Origin of the sequence: Paenibacillus sp. FSL H7-0940, assembly GCF_037979415.1 — a bacterium.
Classification (GTDB): domain Bacteria; phylum Bacillota; class Bacilli; order Paenibacillales; family Paenibacillaceae; genus Paenibacillus; species Paenibacillus amylolyticus.
The window spans coordinates 6030072-6054902 of sequence record NZ_CP150280.1; the positions used below are offsets into that span (position 1 = coordinate 6030072).

The following is a 24831-nucleotide window of genomic DNA, read 5'->3' on the forward strand; positions in this document are numbered from 1 at the left end:
TACCATAAGGTGGGACAGGGGCTTTGTGATGTGTTCGCGCTTGTTACGTGATGCTCTTACTCGAAAGGGATATCCAGTTGATGGCTCATATCGTGACCTATTTCCGATCATTACCATCCCAATCTGTGGTAAACTAGTAGAATTGTAGAAAAAGATAGAGACAGGAGCTGGATAACGAAGTGAGTGAACAACAAGTGCTATCAATTGAAAGCTTGCGTATGAGATACAACGGACGTTATGTGCTGAACGGCATCGATCTGGAAGTAAATCGCGGTGAGATGATTGGATATATTGGTCCAAACGGGGCTGGCAAAAGTACGACGGTTAAGATTTTACTCGGGCTGGTTGAAGGGTATGTAGGCACGGTGCGAATCTTTGGTAAAGATATTGCGGATGGCGATGTAGAGTATAAACGCAGAATCGGCTATGTTCCGGAGGTGGCGGAATTGTACGAACAATTAACGCCTGCGGAGTATCTGACTTTTACGGGAGAGTTATACGGTATGTCCTATGAGGATGCGGATTACAAAGCCAAGCTATTGATGGATTGTTTTGGAATGGAAAAATCATATCATTCCCGCATTGCCTCTTTTTCCAAAGGTATGCGTCAGAAAGTGCTGTTGATCTCTGCGCTGCTGCATGACCCGGATCTGTTGTTCCTGGATGAACCACTCAGCGGATTGGATGCCAATAGTGTGATGGTGGTCAAAGAGATTTTGTCACAATTGTCAGCCAAAGGCACAACGATCTTCTATTCGTCACACATCATGGATGTGGTGGAGAAGATCAGCAGTCGAATTGTACTGATTGCTGAAGGACGCGTAGTGGCAGACGGTACGTTCAAGCAGCTCCAACAGCAATCCATGGAAGGTACGCTGGAGGAAGTATTCAATCAATTGACAGGCTTCAATGAACATAAAGCCATTGCTGAGCGATTTGTATCGATTGTGCAGGAGGTGTACTGATATGGAGGAATCCTCTGACTTCCGCACGCTCAAGATTCTGGATCGCTTTCGTCCGCTTATCGCCAAAACAGGGGCGGATTATGATGTGCTGCGCCTGATTTTGCGAGTGAAGTTCCAGATGGATCAACGCAGAGTACCTACCATCTTGTCCAACAATTCAGGAAAAAAGGAGCGCAAGGAAGGTAATCAGTTTCTTCGATCCTTATGGTTGTATGGATTAATGGGACTGATGATGGTTCCCTTCATCGTCTGGGATACGGGGCATTTCATGCTTCAGATGGGACTTGTGTTTGGCATATTAATGTTTATGATCATGACGTCCATGATCTCGGATTTTTCCTCTGTGCTGCTGGATATTCGGGATCGTAATATCATTATGACGAAGCCCGTTAATGGGCGAACGGTGGGGATGGCCCGAGCCATCCATGCAGGCGTTTATCTGCTATTACTGACAGGTTCATTAACCGGTATACCGCTAATTGCCGCGTTGGTGACGCATGGAATCGGATTCTTTCTGATTTTCCTCGTGGAACTGATTCTGATCAATATGCTGATTCTGGTGACAACGTCTCTGATCTATCTGTTCATGATGAAGTTTCTGGATGGTGAGAAGCTGAAGGATATGATCAATATGGTACAGATTCTGCTTTCGGTAGGGATTGCGATCGGTTATCAGCTGGTCATTCGTTCGTTCAGCATTATTGACTTTGGTATGGTATTTACCCCGGCTTGGTGGCAGTTGCTGTTACCTCCGTTATGGTATGCGGCTGCATATGAATGGTTATTTGCAGGGGGCGGGAATGTGTGGATCTATACGTTCACAGCACTGGCAGTCTTGGTTCCTGTGGTGAGTATGCTCGTATATGTGAAGCTTATGCCTTCCTTTGAATTGTATTTGGAAAAAATGGCACATTCGGGTCAGTCCTCCGGACGCAGACGTGGAAGATGGGATCGGTTGATCTCCAAGGTGGTCAGTCGTTCGAGAGAGGAGCAGGCTTGCTTCCGTCTGTCAGCCAGCATGATGCGTAATGAACGGGAATTCAAGCTGAAGGTGTATCCATCGCTTGGTTTATCATTTGTTTTACCTTATATATTTTGGTTTACTGAATTGCAATCTTCTAGTTGGGCGGAGTTTAGACAAAGTTCGTTTGTATACACCTTTTACATCGTGCTGATGTTGGTTGTAACGGTGGTGGTCATGCTGAAATTTTCGGGACAATACAAGGCGTTCTGGACTTTTCGTGCTGCACCGATGGCGAATGATAGCGCGTTATATAAAGGCGCTCTGAAGGCATTCTTGTGCAACATGTTCCTGCCTATATTTCTGGCAAATGCCATTTTGTTCATCTGGACATTTGGATCACGGATACTGCCGGATATTGCAGTAATTATGCTGACAGCTACAGCGCTTGTACCACTGGCAGGCAAGTTGTTGCTGCGTAAGCCACCGTTCTCCCAATCCTTCAGTATGGCACAGCAAAGTGATGGCTGGTATGTATTCGCCGCCCTTCCTGTGCTTGCTATGTTATGGGGAGTCCATGTCTTTTTCCGATCAGTGTCGGGGGGCGTGTGGATCTATGGTGCGCTACTGATCGTGGCGAATGTGTTGCTGTGGACGCTACTGTTTCAGGAGAAGAAGACAGCGAAGAAGAGGTCGGTTGCAGTTTGAGAAGTTGCAGCAGAACAGCAGAATAAAAGAGTAAAAGAAGGACTGAAGTAAAGTAGTAAAAGAAGGAAAGAAAAGAGGGTGGATTACGTTGAGAGGGACGGTTTACAAGAAAACTTAATGTAATCCGTACAGAGAGCGATTGGAAAAAAATGAGCCAAAGAATCAAGGAATCAAGAGCAAGAGCAAGAGCAAAAGCGATAAGGGATTAGAAAGTAGAAGGACGAAGTGATAAGAGCCTAGAAGAGTTAAGAGTGCTAAGAAGAACTAAGAAGGGCTAAAAAGAGCTAAAAAGAGCTAAAAAGAGCTAACCGGGACACTTACGTCTAGGTTAGCTCTTTTTGATAGGTGATACTACCCCAAGGAAACCTTCGCCGCAGCGCTAACGAACCTGAGACAACCTATTCAGGGTGAAAATCTGAAATATAAATTCTAACGAACCTCAGGAACGCTATCCTTCGGAAAAGTAGCTATTTAGCTTGAAAAAGAACCAAACTAGGCACAATAACGTGCCTAAGATTCGTTAGATATTAGATTCATGCTAAAAGGGGCTAATAACGTGTATCAGGTTCGTTAGAATGAGGTAAAGCAGTGGAGGCTCTCTTGCAGAGGTAAGTCGGAATCCAATGAAGCCCATAATGAGTTCCTGGTACATTCAAACTTAGAACCTATAGAGTGGCGGAGAATGTGTTGGTTGTATGATTATACTTAGATGCAGGGTGGGACACCTTATTTTTTATGGCCTGATTGGAGGAAGGATTCGGCTAGCCGATCGGCTGCATCGGCTGTGGAGATCACAGATTGCGTAGCCTCTGCGTATACCTTGCTCAGCGTGCCTGCAATCCCCGCCACCTTTTGGCGGATCAGGTCAGGCCCGGCGCCTTCCAGCTCGTAGGCGGTGGAGATGATTCCGCCTGCGTTGAGCACATAATCAGGCGCGTACAGGATGCCGCGCGCCTGCATGCGGCCTGCAACCAGCTGTCGTTCACTCAGCTGGTTGTTGGCCGCCCCGGCAACGATGGAGCAGCGCAGCTCCTCCACCGTTGCCGGGGTCAGTACGCCCCCCAGGGCACAGGGGGCGAAGACCTTGCAGTCAGCGGCGTGGACATGGGCCGGATCGGCCGAGATGGCGCCGCTGAACTGCACAAGGGCACGTTGTACACGCTCCGGTACAACGTCTGCCACAATGAGCCGTGCCCCGGCTGCATGCAGGTAACGGCACAGGGCATACCCGACCTTGCCCAGTCCCTGGACGGCAACGGGAATGCCCTGCAAAGATGCAATGCCTTGCTGGCGCAGCGAGGTCACAATGCCGATGTGTACGCCGTAGGCGGTCATCTCGGCAGTGAAGTCATCCTGCGCCCCAAGTGAACCCGTGGTGTCCGTCACATGTGCGGTCTCCAGTCGGATCTGGTCCATGTCTGTCGCCGTGGTACCCAGATCAAGACCGGTCACGTACCGTCCATTTAGCCGCTCTAGACAACGACCCAGTGCTCGAAAGCGCTGCGCCCGCTTGGATACGTCCGTATCCAGGCTTTTATCTATACGATCAGCACCCTGATCGGCGACGACTTCCCGTTCCGTGGCAGCGGCCTTTTGTTGCTCTACCCCTAGATCTCCAGCGACCTGCTTACCACTTTGAGACCCGCAACCATCCTCATCCGGTTTTGTATTCTTCGCTAAAGGTACATCCCATATGACCACTTTTCCGCCACCATACGGCAGTCCGGAGATTGCATTTTTGTACGTCATGCCTTTGGCAAGTTTCACAGCATCCCGAACAGCTTCTTCCTCGGACGCATACGTCCAGTAGCGACATCCGCCGAGCGCAGGTCCAAGGACCGTGTTATGAATGGCAATGACCGCCCTCAATCCACTATCTGCATCATGGCAAAAAATGAGTTCCTCCATGCCTTCCCGCTCCATCTCCTGCCATAGCTGCATGACGGCACCCCCTTTTTGTTTTGACCCATCCATCCTGGTATTGACCTGATATCCTGTGCCAGCGTGCTTGGCTTTATGATGATACAGCATATTCAAAGACCCCCGTTTTCGACCCTGGGACCTCCGCCGGGTTGATAATCGGTACAAACGGTTCTATAATGGCAGTTCCGGCATGCCAGAGAGCAGAAAATGCCTACGGATTTACATCCAACCGTTTAGAATGAGGGTATAACGTCCAATGATGGAGATAGAGCGAACATACAGGAAGCATAGATGAAACGAAATCGTCGAGGATATGCAGCAAAGGGCTAATTCCGTTGCGAAGGCCAGGAAAGAGGGATTGTGATTGTTTAAAATATTGGTATTTATCTTTTTGATCCAGATTGTGTACGTATCCGCTTATACACTCCGGATGATTCTGACACTCAAAGGACAGAAATACATCGCCGCACTGATTAGCATGGGTGAGATTGTGATCTATGTGCTCGGTCTGAATCTGGTACTCAAGTATCTGACCCAGCCTTCTGCTTTAATCGTCTACGCGGTGGGTTACGGACTTGGTGTGTTGCTCGGAGCCTGGATTGAAGAAAAGATTGCACTCGGTTACGTTACCGTTAAAGTCATCTGTAACCAGATGGGTAGCAATGTCGCGAATGCCCTCCGGGATAAAGGGTTCGGTGTTACTGCATGGGTGGGTAGTGGACGTGACGGGGATCGGCTCGTGATGGAGATTCTGGCAAAACGTAAAAACCAGAAATTGCTCTACCAGACGATTCTCGATCTGGACCCCAAAGCATTTGTCATTACAGTGGAACCCAAACAGTTCCATGGCGGCTTCTGGACACGTTCCATCAAAAAGTAAAATTGAGCAGGTCTGCAGCAGATGCAGTCCTGCTTTTTTGGTTTCATTTTATCCGACACCTTCATGTTACCACGATGTATCCCTGAAACCTTACTCCCCAAGTTAACTCTGTACGATTCAAGGTTGCTTACAGTACAAACCCTTACCATACCAGCCTTTCCTAACCACATGTGAGATAGGGATTATTGTTGTAATCGCTTTCAACATTTACATTGAGAACATGTCCTTCGTAACACGGCATGGCAACGATGGACGAATGTCATCATCATATATTGGGAGGAATGGAATCGATGAAAACTAAATTTCGAAGTTTTTGCAGCACAGCCCTGGCTCTAACGTTGGGGTTAACTTTATTGTCCGGCCCGGCAAGTGTGCAGGCAGCTGGTAACGCAGACTACAATCTTACAGGCTTCTCCCAAGGGAACGCGGGCGGCGGCATCATTAGCGAATCAAACACAGCCACGTATAAGAAAGTGTATAATGCGACCGATCTAGCATTGGCGCTGAAAAAGAACTCCGGTGTCAAAGTCGTTGAGATCATGAACGATCTGAATCTGGGATGGAATGAAATTCCGAGCGCAGCGCAGACTTCTCCTTTTGCCAAGCATAATGATGCGCTGACGCATCCCGTATTAAAACAGACCGGTGTTAGCAAGCTCACGATTGATGGTTTCAATGGACTCACGATTTTCTCCGCCAATGGTTCCAAGATCAAACACGCTGCGATCAGCGTGAAACGAAGCTCAAATGTCATCATCCGCAACCTGGAATTTGATGAGTTATGGGAATGGGATGAATCCACCAAAGGTGATTACGACAAGAACGATTGGGATTACATCACCCTGGAGGAGAACAGCAACGTGTGGATTGATCACTGCACATTTAATAAAGCCTATGACGGACTCGTCGATTCGAAAAAAGGAACCAGCGGTGTGACCATCTCCTGGTCCCTCTTCAAAGGGGATGACGGCAGCTCGAACAGCTGGGTCACCCAGCAGATTAACGAATTGGAAGCAAACAAGGCTTCCTATCCCATGTATAACTACCTGCGCAGCAGTGCTGTAGGTCTTAGCAAAGCCGATATTATCGCCATCTCGGGACCACAAAAGAAAGGACATCTGGTCGGTTCGACCAGCCTGGAATCAGCTAACGCCAACCTGTCCATGACACTGCACCATAATCTCTACAAAGATATTCAGGACCGGATGCCACGCCTGCGTGGCGGCAACGCACATGCATACAACATCGTGATGGATTCGACAGGGGCACGTGCCGCTAAAGCCAAAATTACAACGGCGATGGCAACAGCGATTGCGTCCAAAGGTTATAAATTCGATATCATTGGCAATGGGGCAATCTCGACAGAGAGCGGAGCCGTATTAGTTGAGAAATCAGTCATCAAGGACGTGCTGTATCCTGTTCGCAACAATCAGACCGATCCGGCAGACCCAACCTATACCGGCAAAATCAGAGTGACCGATACCATGTATTCTTTGGATGGCAGCTCATTCCGTGGAAGCAGTGATACGTCTGGCAGTCCACTGGCGCCAATCCCGGCGGTGATAAAATCGTTCTCCTGGAACGGCTTCTCGACACTTCCTTACAGCTATACCACGGATGATCCATCCACGCTGAATGCACGCCTCACGGCTTCCAATGGCGCGGGTTCGGGTAAATTGACCTGGTCCAAGGATAATTGGTTGAAGACAAGTTATTGATATCAGAGTAACCTGTTGCTTTTACGTTCTTCAAATAAGGAAAAGAGTGCTCCTGCAGCTACGATAGCCGGGGGTGCTCTTTTTATATAATTTAGCTCCAGATACAGTTCGGCGGGCCGCTTGAAAAGTGACTCCTTGTTAGGGTGGAACATCTCCAGCTACAGCATGTGTTGGTCTCCCAGGTAAACGTTATATATCGATATTCATCTTCATTACATCAGTGAGTAATTTATGACAAATTATCCATTTTTAAAAATTCATCTTGTAATTTTACTTACCGGTAAATATAATTTATTAGAATTGACCCATAAGGATGGTGAAGCAGTTTGGATGTATGGATATACTCCGCACTTACTCTTGTTTATTTGATACTTGTTGTTTGGATGGCCTTCGATTTAACCCAGAGGAAGCAATGGTTAGGGTATTCCAGTTTTCAGCTATTTGTAGCGTTCAGCTTGGCATATGATAATGGAATTATTGCTGTAGGTAATTTGATAGGGGAAGGGGAAGTGTTAATGGTTCTCAGTAGCCTTCGATTTTGGCTACATGCCTTTGCTACCCCTACCCTTATTCTTGTTGGCTACCATATCTTGCGCAGCTCAGGTGCCAAGTTTGCCAATAGAAGTATAACGAGTGTGGTAGCATGGCTGATAACTTTAGGTCTGGTTATCTATCAGGTTGTAGGCTTTACTTTATCGGAGGTTGAAAATCTCAAAGTTACAGAAGAGTATGGAGTACTGAGATATATGGCAGAAGGTCATGGAGGTCCGCCGATGATGGTGATCATCGTGGGGCTTGTACTCTTATTTGTTAGCCTGATCGTTCTTTTCAGACATAAATGGGTATGGCTGTTTGTTGGAACTGCCTTGTTGTTTGTAGGGCAGTTAATCTCCCTACCATTGGAAACCGGAACTTTAACCAATGTGTATGAGTTAATCCTCATCCTCTCGATTTGGAGAACGACTACATTTTTGAAGAATTCAACAGATCGTCGCCCTCGTTAAGCTCCGATGCATCAGAAAAGACTGGCCAGTAAGATAAAGGCCAGTCATCTGTGTTCGTTTATTTCATTTTTTTGTTCAAGTATCCATAGTATCTGATGAGGCAGACGCAGCACTTACCGATTCACGATAGATGATGTTGCCTTTCACATGTACACGGCCGAAACTGCGGTTTGGGTTGTCGACCTTTTTGAGCATGGACTGAACTGCCGTGCGTGCCATCTGTTCCACATCCACTTCGACGGTTGTGAGCTTGGGATCGGAGAGCGTGGCATAGATATCATTATCAAAACCAACAACAGAGCATTGGCCAGGCACCTGAATATCCATGGAAGTCAGTTTCTGAACGAGCAGATGAGCGACCTGATCACAGTTGCATACAAAGGCGGTTGGCAGCTGTTCCGGCAGATCAATCTCAATAAACGTACCCCGTTCATCCCGATCATTCAGAACCAGATCTGGATTCATCGGCAACCGATGTTCCAGCAAGGATTTGTAGTACCCGAGGAATCGGTCCTGGATGCTGCTCGTGGAATACAAGTTCCCTACATAAGCAATGTTACGGTGGCCTTGCTGAACCAGATAGTTCGTCAGCTCATAGGCAGCGTAGAAGTTATCGGTAACGACGGAATCGATGTCCGAATGTTCATCGTAGAAGTCGAGAAACATTTTGGGAACTTCCATCGATCGCACCAGTTCAATATACTCTTTGCTGATCTGTCCGAGCACGATGAAACCATCGACTTTGTTATCGCTGTACAGCTTGGGCAGTGTTAGTTCTTCCTCGTCCTCCACATTCAGAATGTGCAGAATGCCGTAGTAGCCCTGTTCCTCCAGATGTTTGGTGATGCGCTGGAACACGCGTACATAGAACGACTGCGTAGGCCCGGTAAAACGCTCCGGGATAATTACGCCAATATTATGGGTTAAGCCTTCCTTCATCGAACGGGCAGCGGCATTATACCGATAGCCCATTTCAACAGCAAGCACTTTAATTTTTTCCTTTAATTCGCCACTCACGCCATCTTTATCATTCAATGCTTTCGAGACGGTCACACTGCTGACCCCGAGCCTGTCGGCGATATCCCGCATGGTGATATTGTTCTTCAGTATGGTCGCCTCCTTCAAGCCGGTATAGGCACAATGTGCTGTCATTATGATGAGCGCTTTCCTCCAACATAATAACAATCCATATCAGTATACATCGTTACCCACTTGGAATAAAGCCATTCTGGCTGTTGTTTCGCTAATTTTCAGCACATTGCAGGTTTCCCTGAGAGGACGCTCTACCGATGTTATGTCAATTGTTTCTGTAGAAGCTTCTCATTCTGTTCAATCAGCTGACCCCGTTGGATAGCACAGTCCAAGGAACGATATGGATCAGCCGGTGTATTGAACGTATAATCAACTAGTTTTTCCAACGTGGTTGTTGCCACATGACAGCGGGTATCACTGGATGCGTAATAGATAAAGACCTCGTCATTTTCGTTGACCACAGCTCCATTGCAGAAAATAACATTGGATACATCGCCTACCCGCTCGTCGTCATAAGGAGCAATGAAGTGGCCGCCCGGCTTGGCAATAATACGTGCCGGATCATTCAGATCGGTGGCAAAGGTGTATAACACATAACGTAGGCCTGCCGCAGTGTTCCGAACTCCGTGAGCAATGTGAATCCAGCCACGATCCGTTTTGAGGGGAGCAGGGCCTTGACCATTTTTGACCTCATATACCGTATGATATTGCCGTTCGTCGATAATCGTCTCTTCATGAATGACAGGGTTCAAGATATCCTCACACAGACCAAAGGCGATTCCGCCGCCGCTGCCTGTTAAGATGAATCCGTCCTGTGGACGGGTGTAGAAGGCATATTTTCCATCCACGAATTCCGGGTGCAATACGACATTACGCTGTTGAGGGGAATTGGTTGAGATGTTGGGTAACCGTTCCCAGCTTGTAAGATCGCGTGTCCGAACCAGTCCTGCCTGTGCCACTGCGCTGGAGGTATCAAATGCAGGAGCCTCCGGGTCTTTGCGTTCCGAGCAATAGATGCCATAGATCCAGCCGTCTTCATGTTGAACGAGGCGCATATCATACTGATTGGTTTCATCCGCATCGATATCTTCCCAGACCAATGGTTTACCCGTGAAACGGAATCCGTCGATACCATTGTCACTCTCCGCGAGCGCAAAGATCGATTTGCGGTCCAATCCTTCGGTACGAATGACCATGACGTATTTGCCATTGAAATAGATGGCTCCCGGATTCAGTGTAGCGTTGATACCGAGACGCTCCATAAAATGCGGGTTCGTCGTCTCATCCAGATCGAATCTCCAATGCAGCGGTACATGATGACGAGTGATAACCGGATATTGGTACCGATCGTATATGCCGTTGTAGAAGGAAGAATTGATCTCATTAGGGCGACTAAGCAACTGCTCCTGTTTCTCCAGTAACTCCTTGTATTTCGGGTGTATCATTCTGATCCCATCCTCTCGATTAGTTCAATACAGAATCTGCTATTGTGATACGGGCATTTCCACGGTCCGGCAATTTCGCTCTGATCCGGTGTACCGTTGCCGTCAACCGACCAGTACCATTCCCCACCAGCCCGCTGATCAATGATGTTTTCTTTGGTATAGGTCCATAAGCGCTCCACTCTCTCCAGAAATAGTGGATCACCTGTACGCTGATACGCGTTATAGAACCCGACCATAGCCTCCGCCTGAACCCACCAGATTCGCTTATCATCGATATGTTCACCTTCTTGTTCATTGAGCAGGGAACCATCCGCATTCACGGCCACATTGGAGATGTTATAGGCGATATCCGTTACCATCGCTGCATACTGCGGATGTTGTTCTATCTCCAGAACTTTCAGTGCTTCGTCGATCAGCCAGCTGGCTTCAATGTCATGTCCGAACGAGCGCAGATCGATGATGGATTCCCACTGTTTGTTGAAAAATACCCCGAGAAACTTGGTGTCTTGGTCATACACCCGTTCATACAGAATCCCGAGTAGGCGTTCCAGCGCCGCCTTCACTTGTTGATCCGGCCACACGCGATAGAGCGTGGTGTAGGCCTCCAGCACATGGATATGCGTATTCATTGTGTAATCCGCAATCACCCCATTTTCGCTCAGCATTTCATTAGGCTGTTCCTTCCATGTGCGATCAAATTGTTCCTTGTACGCAGGTAGTTCGGCATCCAGACCTTTGTCCTCGATTAGAGCAAAAAGCGTTTTCGCAAGTTCCAATGCAGAAGCATCCCCGGTAGCTCGATAGTACTCACTGAGTGAATACACGCCGAATGATTGCGTATACACATGTTTGCTTGTGTCCAGCGCTTCCCCTGTGTAATCTACCATCCAGTACATACCGCCATATTCGGTGTCCATCACATGATCAGCGAGAAACCGATAGGCGTGCTGAGCGTGATCGCGCCATCTTTCGTTTCCGGTAACCCGATAGGCTGCTGCAAAAGACCAAAGTTGCCGTGCCGTGGCGATCCCGCCTTTGGGCGCCTGTTGAATCACTTGAAGATCATTGCCAACCCAACCGTAGAATCCACCGTGGGTTGTATCCTTAAGGTTGGACCAGAAGGGTAAAATCTGCTTCTCCCAATGCTCCTTAATCTCAGATTGAAGTTCGGTTGTTTTTGTATTCATAAGTGAGCGCTCCTTCAAAATAGTGCATCAATCTAATTAAATTAAGTTAACGGTAACTTTATTAATCAATATTAGTGCTCCGAAAAACAGATGTCAACGAAATGCATCGCAATTTTTCTTGTTAAGTTATAAATAATTTAATTGACAGGTAAGCGTTACCATAATAGAATTCATTTTGTAACCTTAACGATAACTTAATTAACTTAAGAGAGGGGTCGAAACAATTGAAAAAAAACAAAGTTTGGATGATGTTGCTGACGATGTTGCTCATCACTTCGCTACTTGCTGCATGTTCATCCGGAGGTGGATCTTCGCAGGCAGGGGAGGAGATCAGCACAGATCCGGCAGATATCAAGGGTGAAATTACCGTCCTTACACAACGTACAGATATTGTGGATACCGTGTTCAAAGACTATGCGGCTGAGTTCAACAAGGAATATCCCGATGTGAAAGTAAATTTCCAGGCACTGGCCGACTACGAAGGACAAGTGAAGATCCGTATGAGCACCAAGGATTACGGTGATGTACTGATGATCCCGACCAGTGTTCCGATCGCAGATATCCCGGACTTCTTCGAGCCGCTTGGCACGTACGATGAACTGAAAGACAAATACACGGCTATTGAAGAACGCATGGTGGATGGTCAGGTCTACGGTATTCCTACCGTAATTACGTTCTCTGGAATCATTTATAACAAACAGGTCTTCAAAGACGCAGGCATTATGGAAGTTCCAAAAACACCGGAGCAATTCCAGGCTGCGCTTCAACTGGTCAAAGACAATACAGACGCGGTTCCACTTTACACCAACTATGCATCCGGCTGGGCTCTCACCCAATGGGAATCGGATCTGCCAACCGTTGCAGGCAGTGTGGATTACGTTAACGTGGACCAACCGAACACAGATGAGAACTTTGTGCCTGGTCAGCCGCATTATGAACTATATAAGGTGCTCTATGATGCAGCCAAGAACGGTCTAATCGAGAAAGATCCAACAACAACCGACTGGGAAAGCTCCAAAGCAGATCTTGCCAAAGGCAAAATTGCCACAATGGCACTGGGCTCTTGGGCGATCACACAGATCCAAGGCATGACAGATACTCCAGACGACATTGGATTCCTTCCTTTTCCTACGAATGCAAGCGAGGTTGTGGTTCCGCTCTCCGCCGACTATAACATCGGCATGAACGTGAACAGTGAGAACAAACCTGCTGCCAAAGCCTGGATTGACTGGTTCCTGGCGAAATCGAACTATGCAGTTGAACAAGGCGGCGGTATGGATGCAGACAAGAATGCTGAATTACCACCAATTTTGGATCAATATAAAGACGTTAAATTCTCCACGCTTACACCTGCCAAAGAAGGTCAGGAAGGTCTGGTCGACAAGATTGATAATGAAGGCGAAATCGGTCTCTGGCAGCCTGACTTCAAGAAACGCATTATCGAAGCAGGTATTGGGAACCGCAAGGAATCGTATGACGACATCATGAAAGATCTGAACGACAAATGGGTCAAAGCAAGAGCAGAACTCACGAAATAATTGGATTAACGTAAGTGGATCAGGTGATGAATGGACTGCGGGGATATAGGAATCCATATATGAATGGAGCATGGAGTATGTGGTATTTGAAAGCATGATACCCATACTCTTCTCCGGCAGTTATTCCGCAGGAATTCCATTGGAGTCTTTCGATATATAGGCGGGAAAACCGCTTGGAGGTGTGGAGAGCATGAAGTACTTAAAACTTTCGAATTGGGGCTACTCAGCGCAACGCATATTTATCATCTGTGCCTTCTCAATTATTCCGCTGGCGTTGCTGTTTACATTTGCATACTTACCTGTCATCAACATGTTCAAATACAGTTTCACCGATTGGAACGGATACAGTAAAAGGTTCGATTATGTTGGCTTTGAGAACTATACGCGTATATTCAGTGATCCCGAATATTTCAAAGTATTTATTGTCAGCTTGTACTACTTCGTGGCCACGTTCTTACAGATGGGCTTGGCGCTTTACTTTGCCACGATTTTGAGTTTCAAAGTCCGAGGCAAAAACTTCTTCAAAGGCATATTGTTTTTCCCTTATTTGCTGAATGGGGTAGCCATCGGTTTTATCTTCCTCTTTTTCTTCAAACCGGACGGTACACTCGATATGCTCATGCATGCTGTAGGGCTGGGACAATACACGCAGCTCTGGCTCGGTAATCCGAATATTATCAACGTGTCACTCGCAGGTGCATCAGTATGGAGATACATGGGCTTCAACTTTATCATTTTCCTGGGTGCAATCTCCTCCATTCCAAAGGATGTGTATGAAGCATCCGATATTGATGGTGCCAATCGCTGGCAGCAATTCCGCCACATCATCCTGCCAAGCATTACACGCATCCTGCAGCTCAACCTGATCTTGGCGATTAGCGGCGCAATTAGTGCGTTCGATATTCCATATATCATGACCGATGGTTCCAACGGCAGTATGACATTTGTAATCCAGACGGTTCATTTGGCGTTTAAATATGGCAAGCTGGGACTGGCATCCGCCATGGCTGTGGTGCTGCTCTTGATCGTTATTCTCGTTACGCTTGTGCAACGCGTCACCATGAAAGGGGAGGAATAAACGTGACACAACTCAAATACACCCTTGCGAGCGTGGTTAAATATGCTTCCCTGGTTATTGCGGCGTTTATCGCGCTTTTGCCCATCGTGGTCATCCTATTTGCATCTCTCAAAACGAATGCGGAATACGCTACCAGCAGCCCGCTTGCCCCGCCAGCCAACTGGCTGAACTTCGCGAACTATGCAAAGGCTTTTGTGGATGGCAACATGCTGGTTGGTTTCAAAAATACAATTATTATTCTGATCATCTCTATTATAGGAGCGACCTTAACGGGCTCCATGATCGCGTATGTACTGGATCGTTTCAAATTCAAAGGTAAGAAGATTATGGTCGCGGCATTCCTGCTCGCTACCCTGATTCCAAGTGTTACAACGCAGGTCGCCACATTCCAGATCATCAACGCGCTCGACCTGTTCAACACGCGCTGGGCGGCCATCGTGATGTACCTGGGTACAGATATCATCGCGGTTTATATCTTCCTGCAATTCCTGGGCTCCATCTCAAGTGCACTGGATGAATCCGCCATGCTGGACGGCGCGTCGTACTTCACGATCTACTGGAAAATCATTCTGCCACTGCTGAAACCGGCCATTGTAACGGTCATTATCGTGAAGGGTGTGAACATCTATAATGACTTCTACACACCGTTCCTCTACATGCCAAAGACCGATCTACAGGTCATATCCACCGCCTTGTTCAAATTCAAGGGACCGTTCGGATCGCAGTGGGAGGTCATCAGCGCCGGCATCATGATCGCCATTATTCCAACGATGATCATCTTCCTGCTGTTACAGAAGTACATCTACAACGGCTTCGCGCAAGGCTCCGTTAAATAAAATCCGAAGGGAGAAATGAAAAATGTCAGTTGCTGAAACGAAAAACGTACACGTTGTTGGGGATGCTTTGCCGAATATGCCTTGGGAGAACAAACCGGAGGGAACGGAAGGCCCTGTATGGAGACATTCGGCCAACCCGGTGGTTCCGCGTAACCCGGTCAAAGGTGTTGCCCGCATTTTTAACAGTGCCGTTGTACCGTATGAAGGAAAATTCATTGGGGTATTCCGCGCCGAAACCGTTAATGGACGTCCACACCTTCACATGGGCGCAAGCGAAGATGGTCTGGAGTGGACAATTGAAGAGGAACGCATTGCATTTGTAGATGAAAATGGCGATCCGTTTATGCCGAACTATGCGTACGATCCACGTTTGGTCAAAGTCGAGGACACGTATTACATCATCTGGTGTACAGACTTCTACGGCGCAGCACTGGGTCTGGCCAAAACGGATGACTTCAAAACATTTGTCCGCCTCGAAAATCCAATGCTGCCGTTCAACCGGAATGGCGTGTTGTTCCCACGCAAAATCAACGACAACTATGTGATGTTGTCCAGACCGAGTGACAGTGGACATACCCCATTCGGAGACATTTTCCTGAGTGAAAGCCCGGATCTCGTGTACTGGGGCAAGCACCGTCATGTGATGAGTAAAGGCGGCCAAGGCTGGTGGCAATCGGTCAAAATTGGCGGCGGGCCCGCTCCGATCGAAACGTCTGAAGGCTGGCTGATGTTCTACCACGGCGTAACTGGAACCTGTAACGGCTTGGTATATAGCATGGGAGCAGTCATTCTGGATCTGGATGAGCCGTCCAAAGTAAAATATCGTTCTTCTAACTTCGTACTGACACCGGAAAAATGGTATGAAGAACAAGGATTTGTCGATAACGTCATCTTCCCATGCGCAACGTTGCATGATGCAGAAACTGGGCGTATCGCTATCTATTACGGTGCTGCCGACACGTATGTTGGCGTGGCTTACACGACCATTGATGAGATCGTGAACTATGTAATCGAGACGGACGAAGTCATCGCCGGAGACCATGAAGAGGGCAAGCTGTAATGCATATGGATTATATCAAGGGATTTACATTTGGCTGGATGAGTGGCAGGGGAGACTTCCGCAAGCCGGAAGCCAAAGAATCCTTGCGCCTGATGGCTGAGCGTACAGGCAGTTCTCATGTTATTTTTGCACTGGCGGCACATCAGGATCATCCGCAGGCGGTAGAGGTCAAGTATCGGGGCACACATCTGGTGGAGGATGATGAACTGGTGGACATGATTCGTTATGCCCGTACACTCGGGCTGCGTGTCATTCTGAAACCCACCGTCAACTGCATCGATGGCACATGGCGTGCACATATTAACTTTTTTGATATCGATGTGCCTTGTGAGCCGAAGTGGAAGGATTGGTTCCGCAGCTATACGGCATTTCAGAAGCATTATGCAGTGATTGCAGAGCAGGAAAAGTGTGAGATGTTCATCGTAGGCTGTGAGATGGTGCAATCCGAGCGTCGGGATGAAGAGTGGCGCGAGGTGATCGCCGGTGTGCGTGAAGTGTACACAGGACTGGTGTCGTACAACACGGATAAATATCAGGAAGGTCATGTGAAATGGTGGGATGCCGTTGACGTCATCTCTTCCAGTGGTTATTATCCCATCGGAGATTGGGAGGCGCAACTGGATCGTATTGAACAGGTGATTGCTCCCTATGGCAAACCCTTTTTCTTTGCGGAAGCAGGTTGTCCCAGCCGCAGTGGATCGGCCCAGGTACCGAACGATTGGGGACTGGAAGGCGAAGTGAGCGCGGAGGAACAAGAGCATTTCTATGAGACCATGTTCCGGCATGTTAGTCAGCGTGACTGGGTACGCGGATTCGGTCTATGGGATTGGAGCGCACATCTGCATGCGGAGAAGGAGGCGCTGACCGATGACGGATATGGAGTGTACGGCAAGCCAGCGGAGCAGGTGATTCGTCGGTTCTATGGGGCATCGCTGTAGAAGTTTAAACGAGAAACAAGAAGGCGTATGTGATGATGAATCTCAGTGATATACCTGCATATGTACTTTCGTGATTTCCATGCTGTGAGCAAGGAATAGCAGATTATGGTGGAGTTTATTTTTTTAGTCGTAATTCACATTCATGTCAAGAAGCCTTTCCTCCCATAGGAAAGGTTTTTTGGCTATTTTAGTAACAACACATACCATGTCGAATTTTGTTGACAAAAGGAGGGCTCCTGCCTATTCTTAATGGATGAATATGATAATCATTATCATAAAATAGAGAAAAGGGGTTCAACATTCATGTCTGTACAACATCGCAAATCTTCGGCCCTCACGTTGGCAACTATGTTCTTGTTGTTATTCGTTATTGTGGGTTGCAGCAATACAGGAAGTGGAGATGAATCCTCATCTGCTGCTTCGGATCAAACGTCTACGAAGTCGATTACGATGTCATGGCCACGTGATATCGGTACAATGAATCCGCACACGTACAATCCTTCGCAATTATTTGCCCAATCGATGCTCTATGAGCCACTGATCAGTTACCAGAAGGACGGAAAACTGGAACCTGCTCTGGCAGAATCATGGACCATCTCCGATGACGGCAAAGTATATACATTTAAGCTTCGCCAAGGTGTGAAATTCTCAGATGGTACGCCATTTAATGCTGAGATTGTGAAAAAGAATTTTGACGCTGTGATGAAAAATAAAGCTACACATAGCTGGCTGGGCATTGTAGGTGTGCTCGACAAGACAGAGGTTGTGGACGACCATACGTTCCGTATGACACTCACAGAGCCGTACTATCCTGTTCTTCAGGATTTGTCTGTGGTTCGTCCTTTCCGCTTCCTGGGTGAAGCCGGATTCCCGGATGACGGAGATACATCCCAAGGCATCAAAGAGCCAGTTGGAACGGGCCCGTGGATGCTGGCTGATTACAAGCAGGACGAATATGCTGTTTTCAAACGCAACCCGAATTATTGGGGAACCGCACCGAAGGTGGATCAGATTACGGTTAAGATCATCCCTGATGCAGAAACCCGCGTGCTTGCTTTTGAAAAAGGTGATCTCGACCTGATCTATGGTGAAGGTATGATCAGTCTGGATGCGTTCCAACAGCTTCGTGACAACGATAAATATGTGAGTCAGCTGTCTGATCCGGTAGGTACGCGAGATCTGCTGCTGAATTCCTCCAATCCGAAGCTGTCTGATCTCAGAGTACGGATGGCGCTCCAGCAAGGATTTAACAAAAAAGCGATGGTGGAAGGTATCACTCTGGGTCTGGAAGAACCGGCAGATACGGCACTATCCAAAAACTACCCATACACCAATGTTGACCTGAAACCGATCGAATATAACGTGGAACAATCCAAAGCTTTATTGGATGAAGCGGGTTGGAAGATGCCTGCGAATGGTAGCGTTCGTGAGAAAGACGGACAACAGCTTGAATTCGAAATGATTTTTGACAAGACGGACCCGATTCAGAAAGCGATGGCTGAGACCATTCAGGCGGAATGGAGCGAGCTTGGGGTTAAGGTAAACCTCACTGGGCTGGAACTGACGGTACAGATCAAACGTTTGAAAGCCAATGATTTTGACCTGTATTTCTGGTACAACTATGGTGCTCCGTATGATCCACATTCCTTCATTAACGTTGTAGCGAGCCCCGGATTTGGTATCTCTGAGACGCTCAGTGCCTTGCCGATGAAAAAGGAACTGGACGAGCAGGTACATGCCGCACTATCATCAACAGATGAGATGAAACGTCAGGAGCTGTATGGCTCTATCCTGACAACACTTCAGGAACAATCGGCGATTGTCCCCATCTCGTATGTTAAGAAAACGGCGGTATATCAGAAGAAAATTTCCAACTTTATTTTCCCGGCGAACCGTGATGAGAATCCGTTTGTAGGCATTGAATTGGGCAACCAATAAGTTGTATTTACTTTAATCTCGGAGTGGTAAAGCCTTGGCAAGGTCATGTAGCTTGATAAAAGGGAGGAAGTTTGTTGATCAGTTATATCGGGAAACGAATGATCGCGATCATTCCTATCGTTTTTATCGCTACACTCGTTACCTTTGCGCTTATTCATATTTCACCAGTTGATCCGGCCGAGGCTTATCTGACAGCCGCTCATATCTATCCAACACCGGAGCTGCTTGCGCAAAAGCGGCATGAGTTCGGTCTGGATCAGCCTTTATTAACCCAGTATGTGCATACGATTCAGAAGATTGCCAAGCTCGACTTTGGCACCTCATATCTCACCAACAAACCCGTATGGGATGAAGTGAAACTAAGGATTCCCGCTACGGCTGAACTAGCCTTCTGGAGTATATTGTTATCCGCTTTGGTGAGTATTCCATTGGGAATACTGGCGGCGGTGTATAAGAATAGCTGGATTGACATGGTCAGTCGTGCGATTTCCTATTTTGGAGCATCTATTCCGCAATTCTGGCTCGGTTACTTGCTGATCTTCTTTTTCTCGGTGAAGCTGGACTGGCTACCTGTGGAGGGGCGTGGATCGTGGGAGAATCTGGTTCTGCCTACGATTACTCTCTCCTTGATTCTTATTGCGGTCTACACCCGATTGTTACGTTCCAGTGTACTGGAGCAATTGCAGGAGACATATGTACAGTATGCGAGAACACGCGGGATTCGCGAAAGAGTGATTATGCTCAAGCATGTCCTGAAAATCGCCATATCGCCCCTTATTACAGGAATGGGGATGAGTATGGGCAAGCTGCTCACAGGCACCATTATTGTAGAGCAGGTGTTTTCCTGGCCTGGGTTCGGACGTTATTTTGTCGATGCGATATTTAATCGGGATATTCCCGTTATTCAATGTTATGTCTTCCTGGCGGCCTGCCTGTTCATCGTATGCAATCTGCTCGTTGATCTGGTGCAGCTCGTTATGGACCCACGGATTTCAGCGAAAGGACGGGCAGAACATTGATAAACAAATGGCGTGCGGTATTTAAAGGGCAGAGAGCCATCCAGATCTGCTCGGTGATCATATTGCTTTTCTTCGTGATCGCGTTATTAGCCCCATGGATTGCTCCTCATGACCCGGTGAAGGTGAATCTGTTGCAGAAGCTGGCGAGTCCATCGCTTGAGCATTGGCTCGGAACGGATCATCTGGGACGCGACAATCTCACTAGGCTGATGTATGGAGCGAGAGTGTCGCTTGGATTTGCTACCCTGATCTTCCTGTCATCTTTGCTCATAGGTGTCATTGTAGGTTCAATCTCCGGTTACCTTGGTGGTTGGGTGGACAGTCTCTTGATGCGCTTGTGTGAAGGCATTATGGCGTTTCCGAATCTGGTGCTGGTGCTCGGTATTGTAGGGATCTTTGGTCCAGGTTTGATGCAGGTGCTTCTAGCACTCATGATGGTACAGTGGGTGTATTATGCACGTATCTGCCGGAACATGGTCGTTAGTCTGAAAGAACGGAACTTCATCGCAGCGGCGCGGATTAGTGGCTCCTCTTCGTGGACGATTATTCGGAAACATATCATCCCCAACGTGCAGCGTCCGATCGTTGTGTTGGGTACTCTGGAGATGGGGTGGGCGATTATGGATATATCTGCTCTGTCTTTCCTGGGACTCGGTATTCAACCACCGAATGCAGAATGGGGCGCTATGATACATGAGGGGACAGGTTATATTCGCAGTCATCCGGAGTTGATGATCTACCCGGGGGCATTGATTCTGCTCGTAGTCATTACGTTCAACATTTTGGGAGAAGCGTTATCCGAGCGTTATGGCATTGCAAAAAGGTAGTGGTTCGGAATCGAAGGCATATGAGGGGTGAACGTAACGATGGATGATGCAGCGAAGGTACTCGAAGTTCGTGGTCTGCAAGTGAATCTAAGAACAGCGGAGGGTTCAGTCCCGTTACTGGAGCCCATTGATTTTGAATTAAAAAAAGGTCGTGTCTTCGGTCTCGTCGGTGAGAGTGGCAGTGGTAAGACCGTTACATGTAACGCATTGCTCCATCTGCTTGATCCGCGCAGGATGGAAGTGTCGGGTAGCATCCACCTGAATGGACGGGAGCTTGGCTCGTTGTCAGGTGAGGAGATGCGGCGCATCCGCGGCAAGGAAATCGGATTTATTATGCAGAATCCGATGAATGCTTTTACACCCGTATATACGATTGGATCTCAATTCATTGAAACCTTGCGTACGCATACGGGAATGTCCAAAGCAGCTGCCCGAGAGCGGGCCATTGCTGCCTTGGCAGATATGAACTTACCCGAACCAGCTAAACTGATGAAGCGATATCCCTTCCAACTGAGTGGCGGTATGTTGCAGCGTGTGATGATCGCCATATCGATGTGCCTGCGACCGGCTTTGGTTATTGCTGATGAACCAACGACGGCACTGGATGTCGTGAATCAGTTCAAGGTGCTTCAGGAATTGGATCGGCTACGTACGGAGTATGGCACATCCATCTTGCTCATCTCCCACGATCTGGGCGTGATCTCGCAAATGGCGGATGAAGTCGCGGTCATGCAGAAGGGGCGAATTGTGGAGCAGGCAGATGTGTACCAACTGTTCGATCACCCGCAGCATGAGTATACCCGGATGTTGTTAAATGCCAGACCCAGTATGTCTTTGGGACGATAGTGAATGACAGATGAGTTGAATTGTTCAGTGAGTGTATGTGTAGAGCGGGAATACACTGTGTTTTGAGTGGGTAGGCGTAGGGGTGGAATGAACATGGTAATGTGTAATTTCGGCTTCTTCAGAGATTGTTTCTGCCAAGTACAAGAGAGGAGGATGACCTGATGCTTCAGGTACGTGGAGTAAGCCATAGCTATGGCAAACGTAATTGGCTGGATCGTTCGGGAGCACGACCTCCTGTGCTGGCAGATATCTCACTTACGATAGAAAAGGGTGTGTGTCTGGGGCTCCTGGGTACGAGCGGGGCAGGTAAAAGTACCTTGGGTAAAATCATACTTGGTCTGGAGAAGCCCAGCCAGGGTCAGGTTTTATTTCAGGGTCAGGATATCTATCGATCCAGCAAACCCGTGCTTAAGGGATTACGGCGCGATCTGCAGGTCGTGTTCCAGGACTGTTATTCGGCTGTGAATCCACTCATGACTGCCGCGCAGATCATCGGTGAGCCACTGGATAATTACGAGCGATTTTCGGCAAAAGAACAACTTCGTATGGTCGGACAACTGCTTGAGCAGGTTGGGCTTACACCTGAGGATGGGAGCAAGCTTCCGCACCAGTTCAGCGGTGGGCAATTACAGCGAGTTAACATCGCACGAGCCATTGCGCTCAAGCCAAAGTTAATCGTACTGGACGAATCGATCAGCAGCCTGGACATGGTGCACCAGACGCAAATTCTATCCTTATTGGGAGAGTTAAGAGCATCCTACGGGTTGTCTTACCTTTTTATCACACATGACATTCGAGCTGCCATGACGATCTGTGACCGCATTGCCGTGATGGATCAGGGAAAGCTGGTATATAGCGGTGATGCCGGGGATTCGGTAATGCAGTCGGATCATCCGGCTGTACAGCAGTTGGTTACAGCTATTTTGCCTGAGCATCCATCAGGTCGTATTTCGTTTAGGTAATGCGTTGTTTGTATTTGTAGATGGCTGTTCATTGGGGCGCTAACCATGGTCGTTTCCATTGCATTACTGATGCGAAGTCGACTTTCCAAAGGCGGGCGATTGGCGTATCAAGCTGACCTGTAGTGTGGACTTGTCTCTCTAAGTGCAGGTCGCTAACGAACCGAGTGAGTGTTAAATGGCGATTTAGCGTGGAATGCAAAATGTAACGAACCTCAGTGAAGTTATTCCGGTGCAAACTAGTTTAAAACCTCCAAATGATACACAGATCGAGGAAATAATGCGTCTACGATTCGTTAAACCTCAGACTTATCGGAAATGGCGCTAATAGCGTGTTTACGGTTCGTTAGATCATAATGAATACTAAAAGGGTTGTCCCCTACGTCTTGTTCAAGACGTAGGGGACAACCCTTTTTTTGTAACTGGGAATAGGCACGTTTCTGCTTTCTGTTATAAGTCAGACTATAATTACAATTGCACCACTCGTGGATTACAGGACTACCTTCAAATTGCGCGTATCCACAGATTTTTGATTTAACTTAAAACGTGAAAATCTGGAGAGAAGTATATACTTCCCATGAGGCTTTCTTGCAGAAATCTTTACCCCATCTTCCGCCCAAGCTGCTCAATCTTATCAAGCCAATTCTTTCTCTGTTCATCTGACTTTTTACCAACTTGATCTACAGGTGTTATCCGCACAGGTTTGATGCCAGTCAGTGCAAATGTGGAGATTTTCATCATTTTATGTGCAGGCTCACCTTGGAACCATTTGAAGTACCAGCTCGGACCATCCATCGTGGTGATCATGCGGGCGGTGCGGCCTTTGAGCAGTTGATCCGGGAAAGGTTTTCCTTTTTGATACTTGAAGGCGTAACCTGGCATAAAGATTCGGTCAACGAAACCTTTCAGCAGGGCAGGTGGTCCTCCCCACCAGATTGGGAATACCCATACGAGATGCTCGCCCCACTTGATCGCTTCTTGGGCTTGTAGCAAATCTGGTTCGAGTGGAAGTTTATTTCGGTATCCACCTGCTAAATTCATGTTAAATTCCAACTCGTTTAGGGTGATTATGCGAACCTCGGCACCCGCCTGCACAGCGCCTTTACGGTAAGCCTCGGCGATTGCACCGTTGTAACTGGGTGAGACGGGATTGCCTTGAATAATTAATATTTTTTTCATGGAAGATGACACGTCCTGACTATTTTAGTTAATGAACACTAACCTCATGTGCAAAAAGAAAAGGTCACGTATGACCCGATAATCCATCTGGTATATCCTGATGGTATGTTGACGATTCTCTTTTTATAATGTGTAGCCCCAAACCTTACTTGGTGTTCTGCGAGGTCAAATGGCTACCACTCTCCCTCGCTACTCTTGGGGTACCTGCCCCAACATTGATGCAAGTCGGTGAACCGTTTCCCCCGTATAAGGTACCAACAGCTCCGGTAGCTCACCTTGCATACTGGAGACCGCCATGCGTGTAATTGCACCGATCACCAGCACGGCTGTGAGCCGTGAATCCTGCTGAGGCAGTTCGCCCCGCATCATTCCCTGATCGATCAGATCCATTAACGCATCCAATGGCTGACGGTAATCCTCGCTGCTTCCGGCTTCAATGAATATTTCATGATTCTGTGAAATCAGCAGCAGTCCGTAGGGATCTTCATCATGCAGATGGAGAACCTCGGTAACCAGTTGCTTGAAGCGTTCCAACACCGGACCTTCCTGTCGAACATACCCGTCAATCAGTGCAGTATAGTCGACACAGTATTGGGTGAAGGCTTCCAGGGCAACGGCATCTTTGTTTTTAAAATGTTTGTAGATCGCCGCATCGGTTACTCCGGCGGCGTCACCGATCTCTTTGACGGATATGCCGTCAACGCCTTTGGTTGCGAACAAGCGCATCGCCGCTTGTAGGATATCTTTCTTTTTGCTATCCACATGAGATTTGTTCTTCATGATTGTATAG

At 47.7% G+C, this 24831-nt stretch carries 21 protein-coding genes; 15 read left to right on the forward strand and 6 right to left on the reverse strand.

The window, feature by feature from the left end; translation table 11 throughout:
* Nucleotides 1-179 precede the first annotated feature (179 nt).
* Nucleotides 180-965 (forward strand): ABC transporter ATP-binding protein, encoded by a 786-nt coding sequence (locus MHB71_RS26615; RefSeq protein WP_036606587.1) that lies wholly within the window; start codon nucleotides 180-182, stop codon nucleotides 963-965.
* Between the two features lies 1 nt (nucleotide 966).
* Nucleotides 967-2634 (forward strand): hypothetical protein, encoded by a 1668-nt coding sequence (locus MHB71_RS26620; protein WP_340028116.1) that lies wholly within the window; start codon nucleotides 967-969, stop codon nucleotides 2632-2634.
* A gap of 726 nt (nucleotides 2635-3360) precedes the next feature.
* On the opposite strand, the gene MHB71_RS26625 is transcribed toward MHB71_RS26620, so the two are convergent.
* Nucleotides 3361-4665, reverse strand: coding sequence for a Glu/Leu/Phe/Val dehydrogenase dimerization domain-containing protein (locus MHB71_RS26625; protein WP_340028117.1), 1305 nt, complete (start codon nucleotides 4663-4665; stop codon nucleotides 3361-3363).
* A 256-nt stretch (nucleotides 4666-4921) separates the two neighbouring features.
* On the opposite strand from MHB71_RS26625, the gene MHB71_RS26630 reads away from it, so the two are divergent.
* The 3 genes from MHB71_RS26630 (at nucleotide 4922) to MHB71_RS26640 (ending at nucleotide 8159) form a co-directional block, all read left to right on the forward strand.
* Nucleotides 4922-5437, forward strand: coding sequence for a DUF2179 domain-containing protein (locus MHB71_RS26630; protein ID WP_017691670.1), 516 nt, complete (start codon nucleotides 4922-4924; stop codon nucleotides 5435-5437).
* Between the two features lie 290 nt (nucleotides 5438-5727).
* Entirely contained in the window at nucleotides 5728-7155 is a 1428-nt protein-coding gene (locus MHB71_RS26635) for a hypothetical protein (RefSeq protein WP_340028118.1), read from the forward strand.
* Nucleotides 7156-7481: 326 nt separating this feature from the next.
* The gene (locus MHB71_RS26640) at nucleotides 7482-8159 is read left to right on the forward strand and encodes a hypothetical protein (protein WP_340028119.1); all 678 of its coding nucleotides are present in this window, start codon (nucleotides 7482-7484) and stop codon (nucleotides 8157-8159) included.
* 75 nt (nucleotides 8160-8234) lie between these two features.
* On the opposite strand, the gene MHB71_RS26645 is transcribed toward MHB71_RS26640, so the two are convergent.
* From MHB71_RS26645 to MHB71_RS26655, 3 genes are all read right to left on the reverse strand, one after another.
* On the reverse strand, nucleotides 8235-9311 hold the full coding sequence (locus tag MHB71_RS26645) for a substrate-binding domain-containing protein (RefSeq protein WP_047840864.1): 1077 nt from the start codon (nucleotides 9309-9311) through the stop codon (nucleotides 8235-8237).
* Between the two features lie 140 nt (nucleotides 9312-9451).
* Nucleotides 9452-10636 carry a glycosidase gene (locus tag MHB71_RS26650; RefSeq protein ID WP_340028120.1) on the reverse strand — a complete coding sequence of 395 codons (1185 nt, stop codon included), beginning with the start codon at nucleotides 10634-10636 and terminating at the stop codon, nucleotides 9452-9454.
* Nucleotides 10633-11823 carry an AGE family epimerase/isomerase gene (locus tag MHB71_RS26655; protein ID WP_340028121.1) on the reverse strand — a complete coding sequence of 397 codons (1191 nt, stop codon included), beginning with the start codon at nucleotides 11821-11823 and terminating at the stop codon, nucleotides 10633-10635. Before MHB71_RS26655 ends, MHB71_RS26650 begins: the two co-directional genes overlap by 4 nt.
* Before the next feature lie 224 nt (nucleotides 11824-12047).
* Between MHB71_RS26655 and MHB71_RS26660 the strand changes: the two genes are divergently transcribed.
* The 10 genes from MHB71_RS26660 to nikE all read left to right on the forward strand — a co-directional run bounded on the left by MHB71_RS26660 (nucleotide 12048) and on the right by nikE (nucleotide 22865).
* On the forward strand, nucleotides 12048-13361 hold the full coding sequence (locus MHB71_RS26660; RefSeq protein WP_340028122.1) for an extracellular solute-binding protein: 1314 nt from the start codon (nucleotides 12048-12050) through the stop codon (nucleotides 13359-13361).
* 190 nt (nucleotides 13362-13551) lie between these two features.
* Nucleotides 13552-14439: a sugar ABC transporter permease gene (locus MHB71_RS26665; protein WP_017691677.1), complete on the forward strand. Its 888-nt coding sequence runs from the start codon at nucleotides 13552-13554 to the stop codon at nucleotides 14437-14439.
* Between the two features lie 2 nt (nucleotides 14440-14441).
* Entirely contained in the window at nucleotides 14442-15275 is an 834-nt protein-coding gene (locus MHB71_RS26670) for a carbohydrate ABC transporter permease (protein ID WP_036671615.1), read from the forward strand.
* Nucleotides 15276-15297: 22 nt separating this feature from the next.
* The gene (locus MHB71_RS26675; RefSeq protein ID WP_340028123.1) at nucleotides 15298-16335 is read left to right on the forward strand and encodes a glycoside hydrolase family 130 protein; all 1038 of its coding nucleotides are present in this window, start codon (nucleotides 15298-15300) and stop codon (nucleotides 16333-16335) included.
* Nucleotides 16336-16340: 5 nt separating this feature from the next.
* The gene (locus MHB71_RS26680; protein ID WP_340030229.1) at nucleotides 16341-17273 is read left to right on the forward strand and encodes a 1,4-beta-xylanase; all 933 of its coding nucleotides are present in this window, start codon (nucleotides 16341-16343) and stop codon (nucleotides 17271-17273) included.
* A 303-nt stretch (nucleotides 17274-17576) separates the two neighbouring features.
* Nucleotides 17577-19211, forward strand: coding sequence for a nickel ABC transporter substrate-binding protein (nikA, locus tag MHB71_RS26685; RefSeq protein ID WP_340028124.1), 1635 nt, complete (start codon nucleotides 17577-17579; stop codon nucleotides 19209-19211).
* A 74-nt stretch (nucleotides 19212-19285) separates the two neighbouring features.
* Nucleotides 19286-20230 carry a nickel ABC transporter permease subunit NikB gene (gene nikB, locus MHB71_RS26690; RefSeq protein WP_340028125.1) on the forward strand — a complete coding sequence of 315 codons (945 nt, stop codon included), beginning with the start codon at nucleotides 19286-19288 and terminating at the stop codon, nucleotides 20228-20230.
* Nucleotides 20227-21057: a nickel ABC transporter permease subunit NikC gene (gene nikC / locus MHB71_RS26695; protein WP_340028126.1), complete on the forward strand. Its 831-nt coding sequence runs from the start codon at nucleotides 20227-20229 to the stop codon at nucleotides 21055-21057. The genes nikB and nikC overlap by 4 nt, the downstream gene beginning before the upstream one ends.
* A gap of 39 nt (nucleotides 21058-21096) precedes the next feature.
* A complete protein-coding gene (nikD, locus tag MHB71_RS26700) occupies nucleotides 21097-21903 on the forward strand; it encodes a nickel import ATP-binding protein NikD (protein WP_340028127.1) in 807 nt (268 codons plus the stop codon).
* Nucleotides 21904-22064: 161 nt separating this feature from the next.
* Nucleotides 22065-22865 carry a nickel import ATP-binding protein NikE gene (nikE, locus tag MHB71_RS26705; protein WP_340028128.1) on the forward strand — a complete coding sequence of 267 codons (801 nt, stop codon included), beginning with the start codon at nucleotides 22065-22067 and terminating at the stop codon, nucleotides 22863-22865.
* A 597-nt stretch (nucleotides 22866-23462) separates the two neighbouring features.
* Here the strand turns inward: nikE and MHB71_RS26710 are convergent.
* Together MHB71_RS26710 and MHB71_RS26715 are read right to left on the reverse strand one after the other, a co-directional pair.
* Nucleotides 23463-24041, reverse strand: a complete 579-nt coding sequence (locus MHB71_RS26710) for an NAD(P)H-dependent oxidoreductase (protein ID WP_340028129.1) — start codon at nucleotides 24039-24041, stop codon at nucleotides 23463-23465.
* Between the two features lie 189 nt (nucleotides 24042-24230).
* Entirely contained in the window at nucleotides 24231-24821 is a 591-nt protein-coding gene (locus tag MHB71_RS26715; RefSeq protein WP_036671691.1) for a TetR/AcrR family transcriptional regulator, read from the reverse strand.
* Nucleotides 24822-24831: the final 10 nt, after the last annotated feature.

Bases quoted from the DNA above. Each gene is read 5' to 3' on its own strand.
- MHB71_RS26665 (WP_017691677.1), top strand. From the start codon at position 13,552: ATGAAGTACTTAAAACTTTCGAATTGGGGCTACTCAGCGCAACGCATA.
- MHB71_RS26710 (WP_340028129.1), bottom strand. From the start codon at position 24,041: ATGAAAAAAATATTAATTATTCAAGGCAATCCCGTCTCACCCAGTTAC.
- MHB71_RS26635 (WP_340028118.1), top strand. From the start codon at position 5,728: ATGAAAACTAAATTTCGAAGTTTTTGCAGCACAGCCCTGGCTCTAACG.
- nikE (WP_340028128.1), top strand. From the start codon at position 22,065: ATGCTTCAGGTACGTGGAGTAAGCCATAGCTATGGCAAACGTAATTGG.
- MHB71_RS26650 (WP_340028120.1), bottom strand. From the start codon at position 10,636: ATGATACACCCGAAATACAAGGAGTTACTGGAGAAACAGGAGCAGTTG.
- MHB71_RS26620 (WP_340028116.1), top strand. From the start codon at position 967: ATGGAGGAATCCTCTGACTTCCGCACGCTCAAGATTCTGGATCGCTTT.
- nikA (WP_340028124.1), top strand. From the start codon at position 17,577: ATGTCTGTACAACATCGCAAATCTTCGGCCCTCACGTTGGCAACTATG.
- MHB71_RS26675 (WP_340028123.1), top strand. From the start codon at position 15,298: ATGTCAGTTGCTGAAACGAAAAACGTACACGTTGTTGGGGATGCTTTG.
- MHB71_RS26680 (WP_340030229.1), top strand. From the start codon at position 16,341: ATGGATTATATCAAGGGATTTACATTTGGCTGGATGAGTGGCAGGGGA.
- MHB71_RS26645 (WP_047840864.1), bottom strand. From the start codon at position 9,311: ATGACAGCACATTGTGCCTATACCGGCTTGAAGGAGGCGACCATACTG.
- MHB71_RS26715 (WP_036671691.1), bottom strand. From the start codon at position 24,821: ATGAAGAACAAATCTCATGTGGATAGCAAAAAGAAAGATATCCTACAA.
- MHB71_RS26625 (WP_340028117.1), bottom strand. From the start codon at position 4,665: ATGCTGTATCATCATAAAGCCAAGCACGCTGGCACAGGATATCAGGTC.
- nikD (WP_340028127.1), top strand. From the start codon at position 21,097: ATGGATGATGCAGCGAAGGTACTCGAAGTTCGTGGTCTGCAAGTGAAT.
- MHB71_RS26655 (WP_340028121.1), bottom strand. From the start codon at position 11,823: ATGAATACAAAAACAACCGAACTTCAATCTGAGATTAAGGAGCATTGG.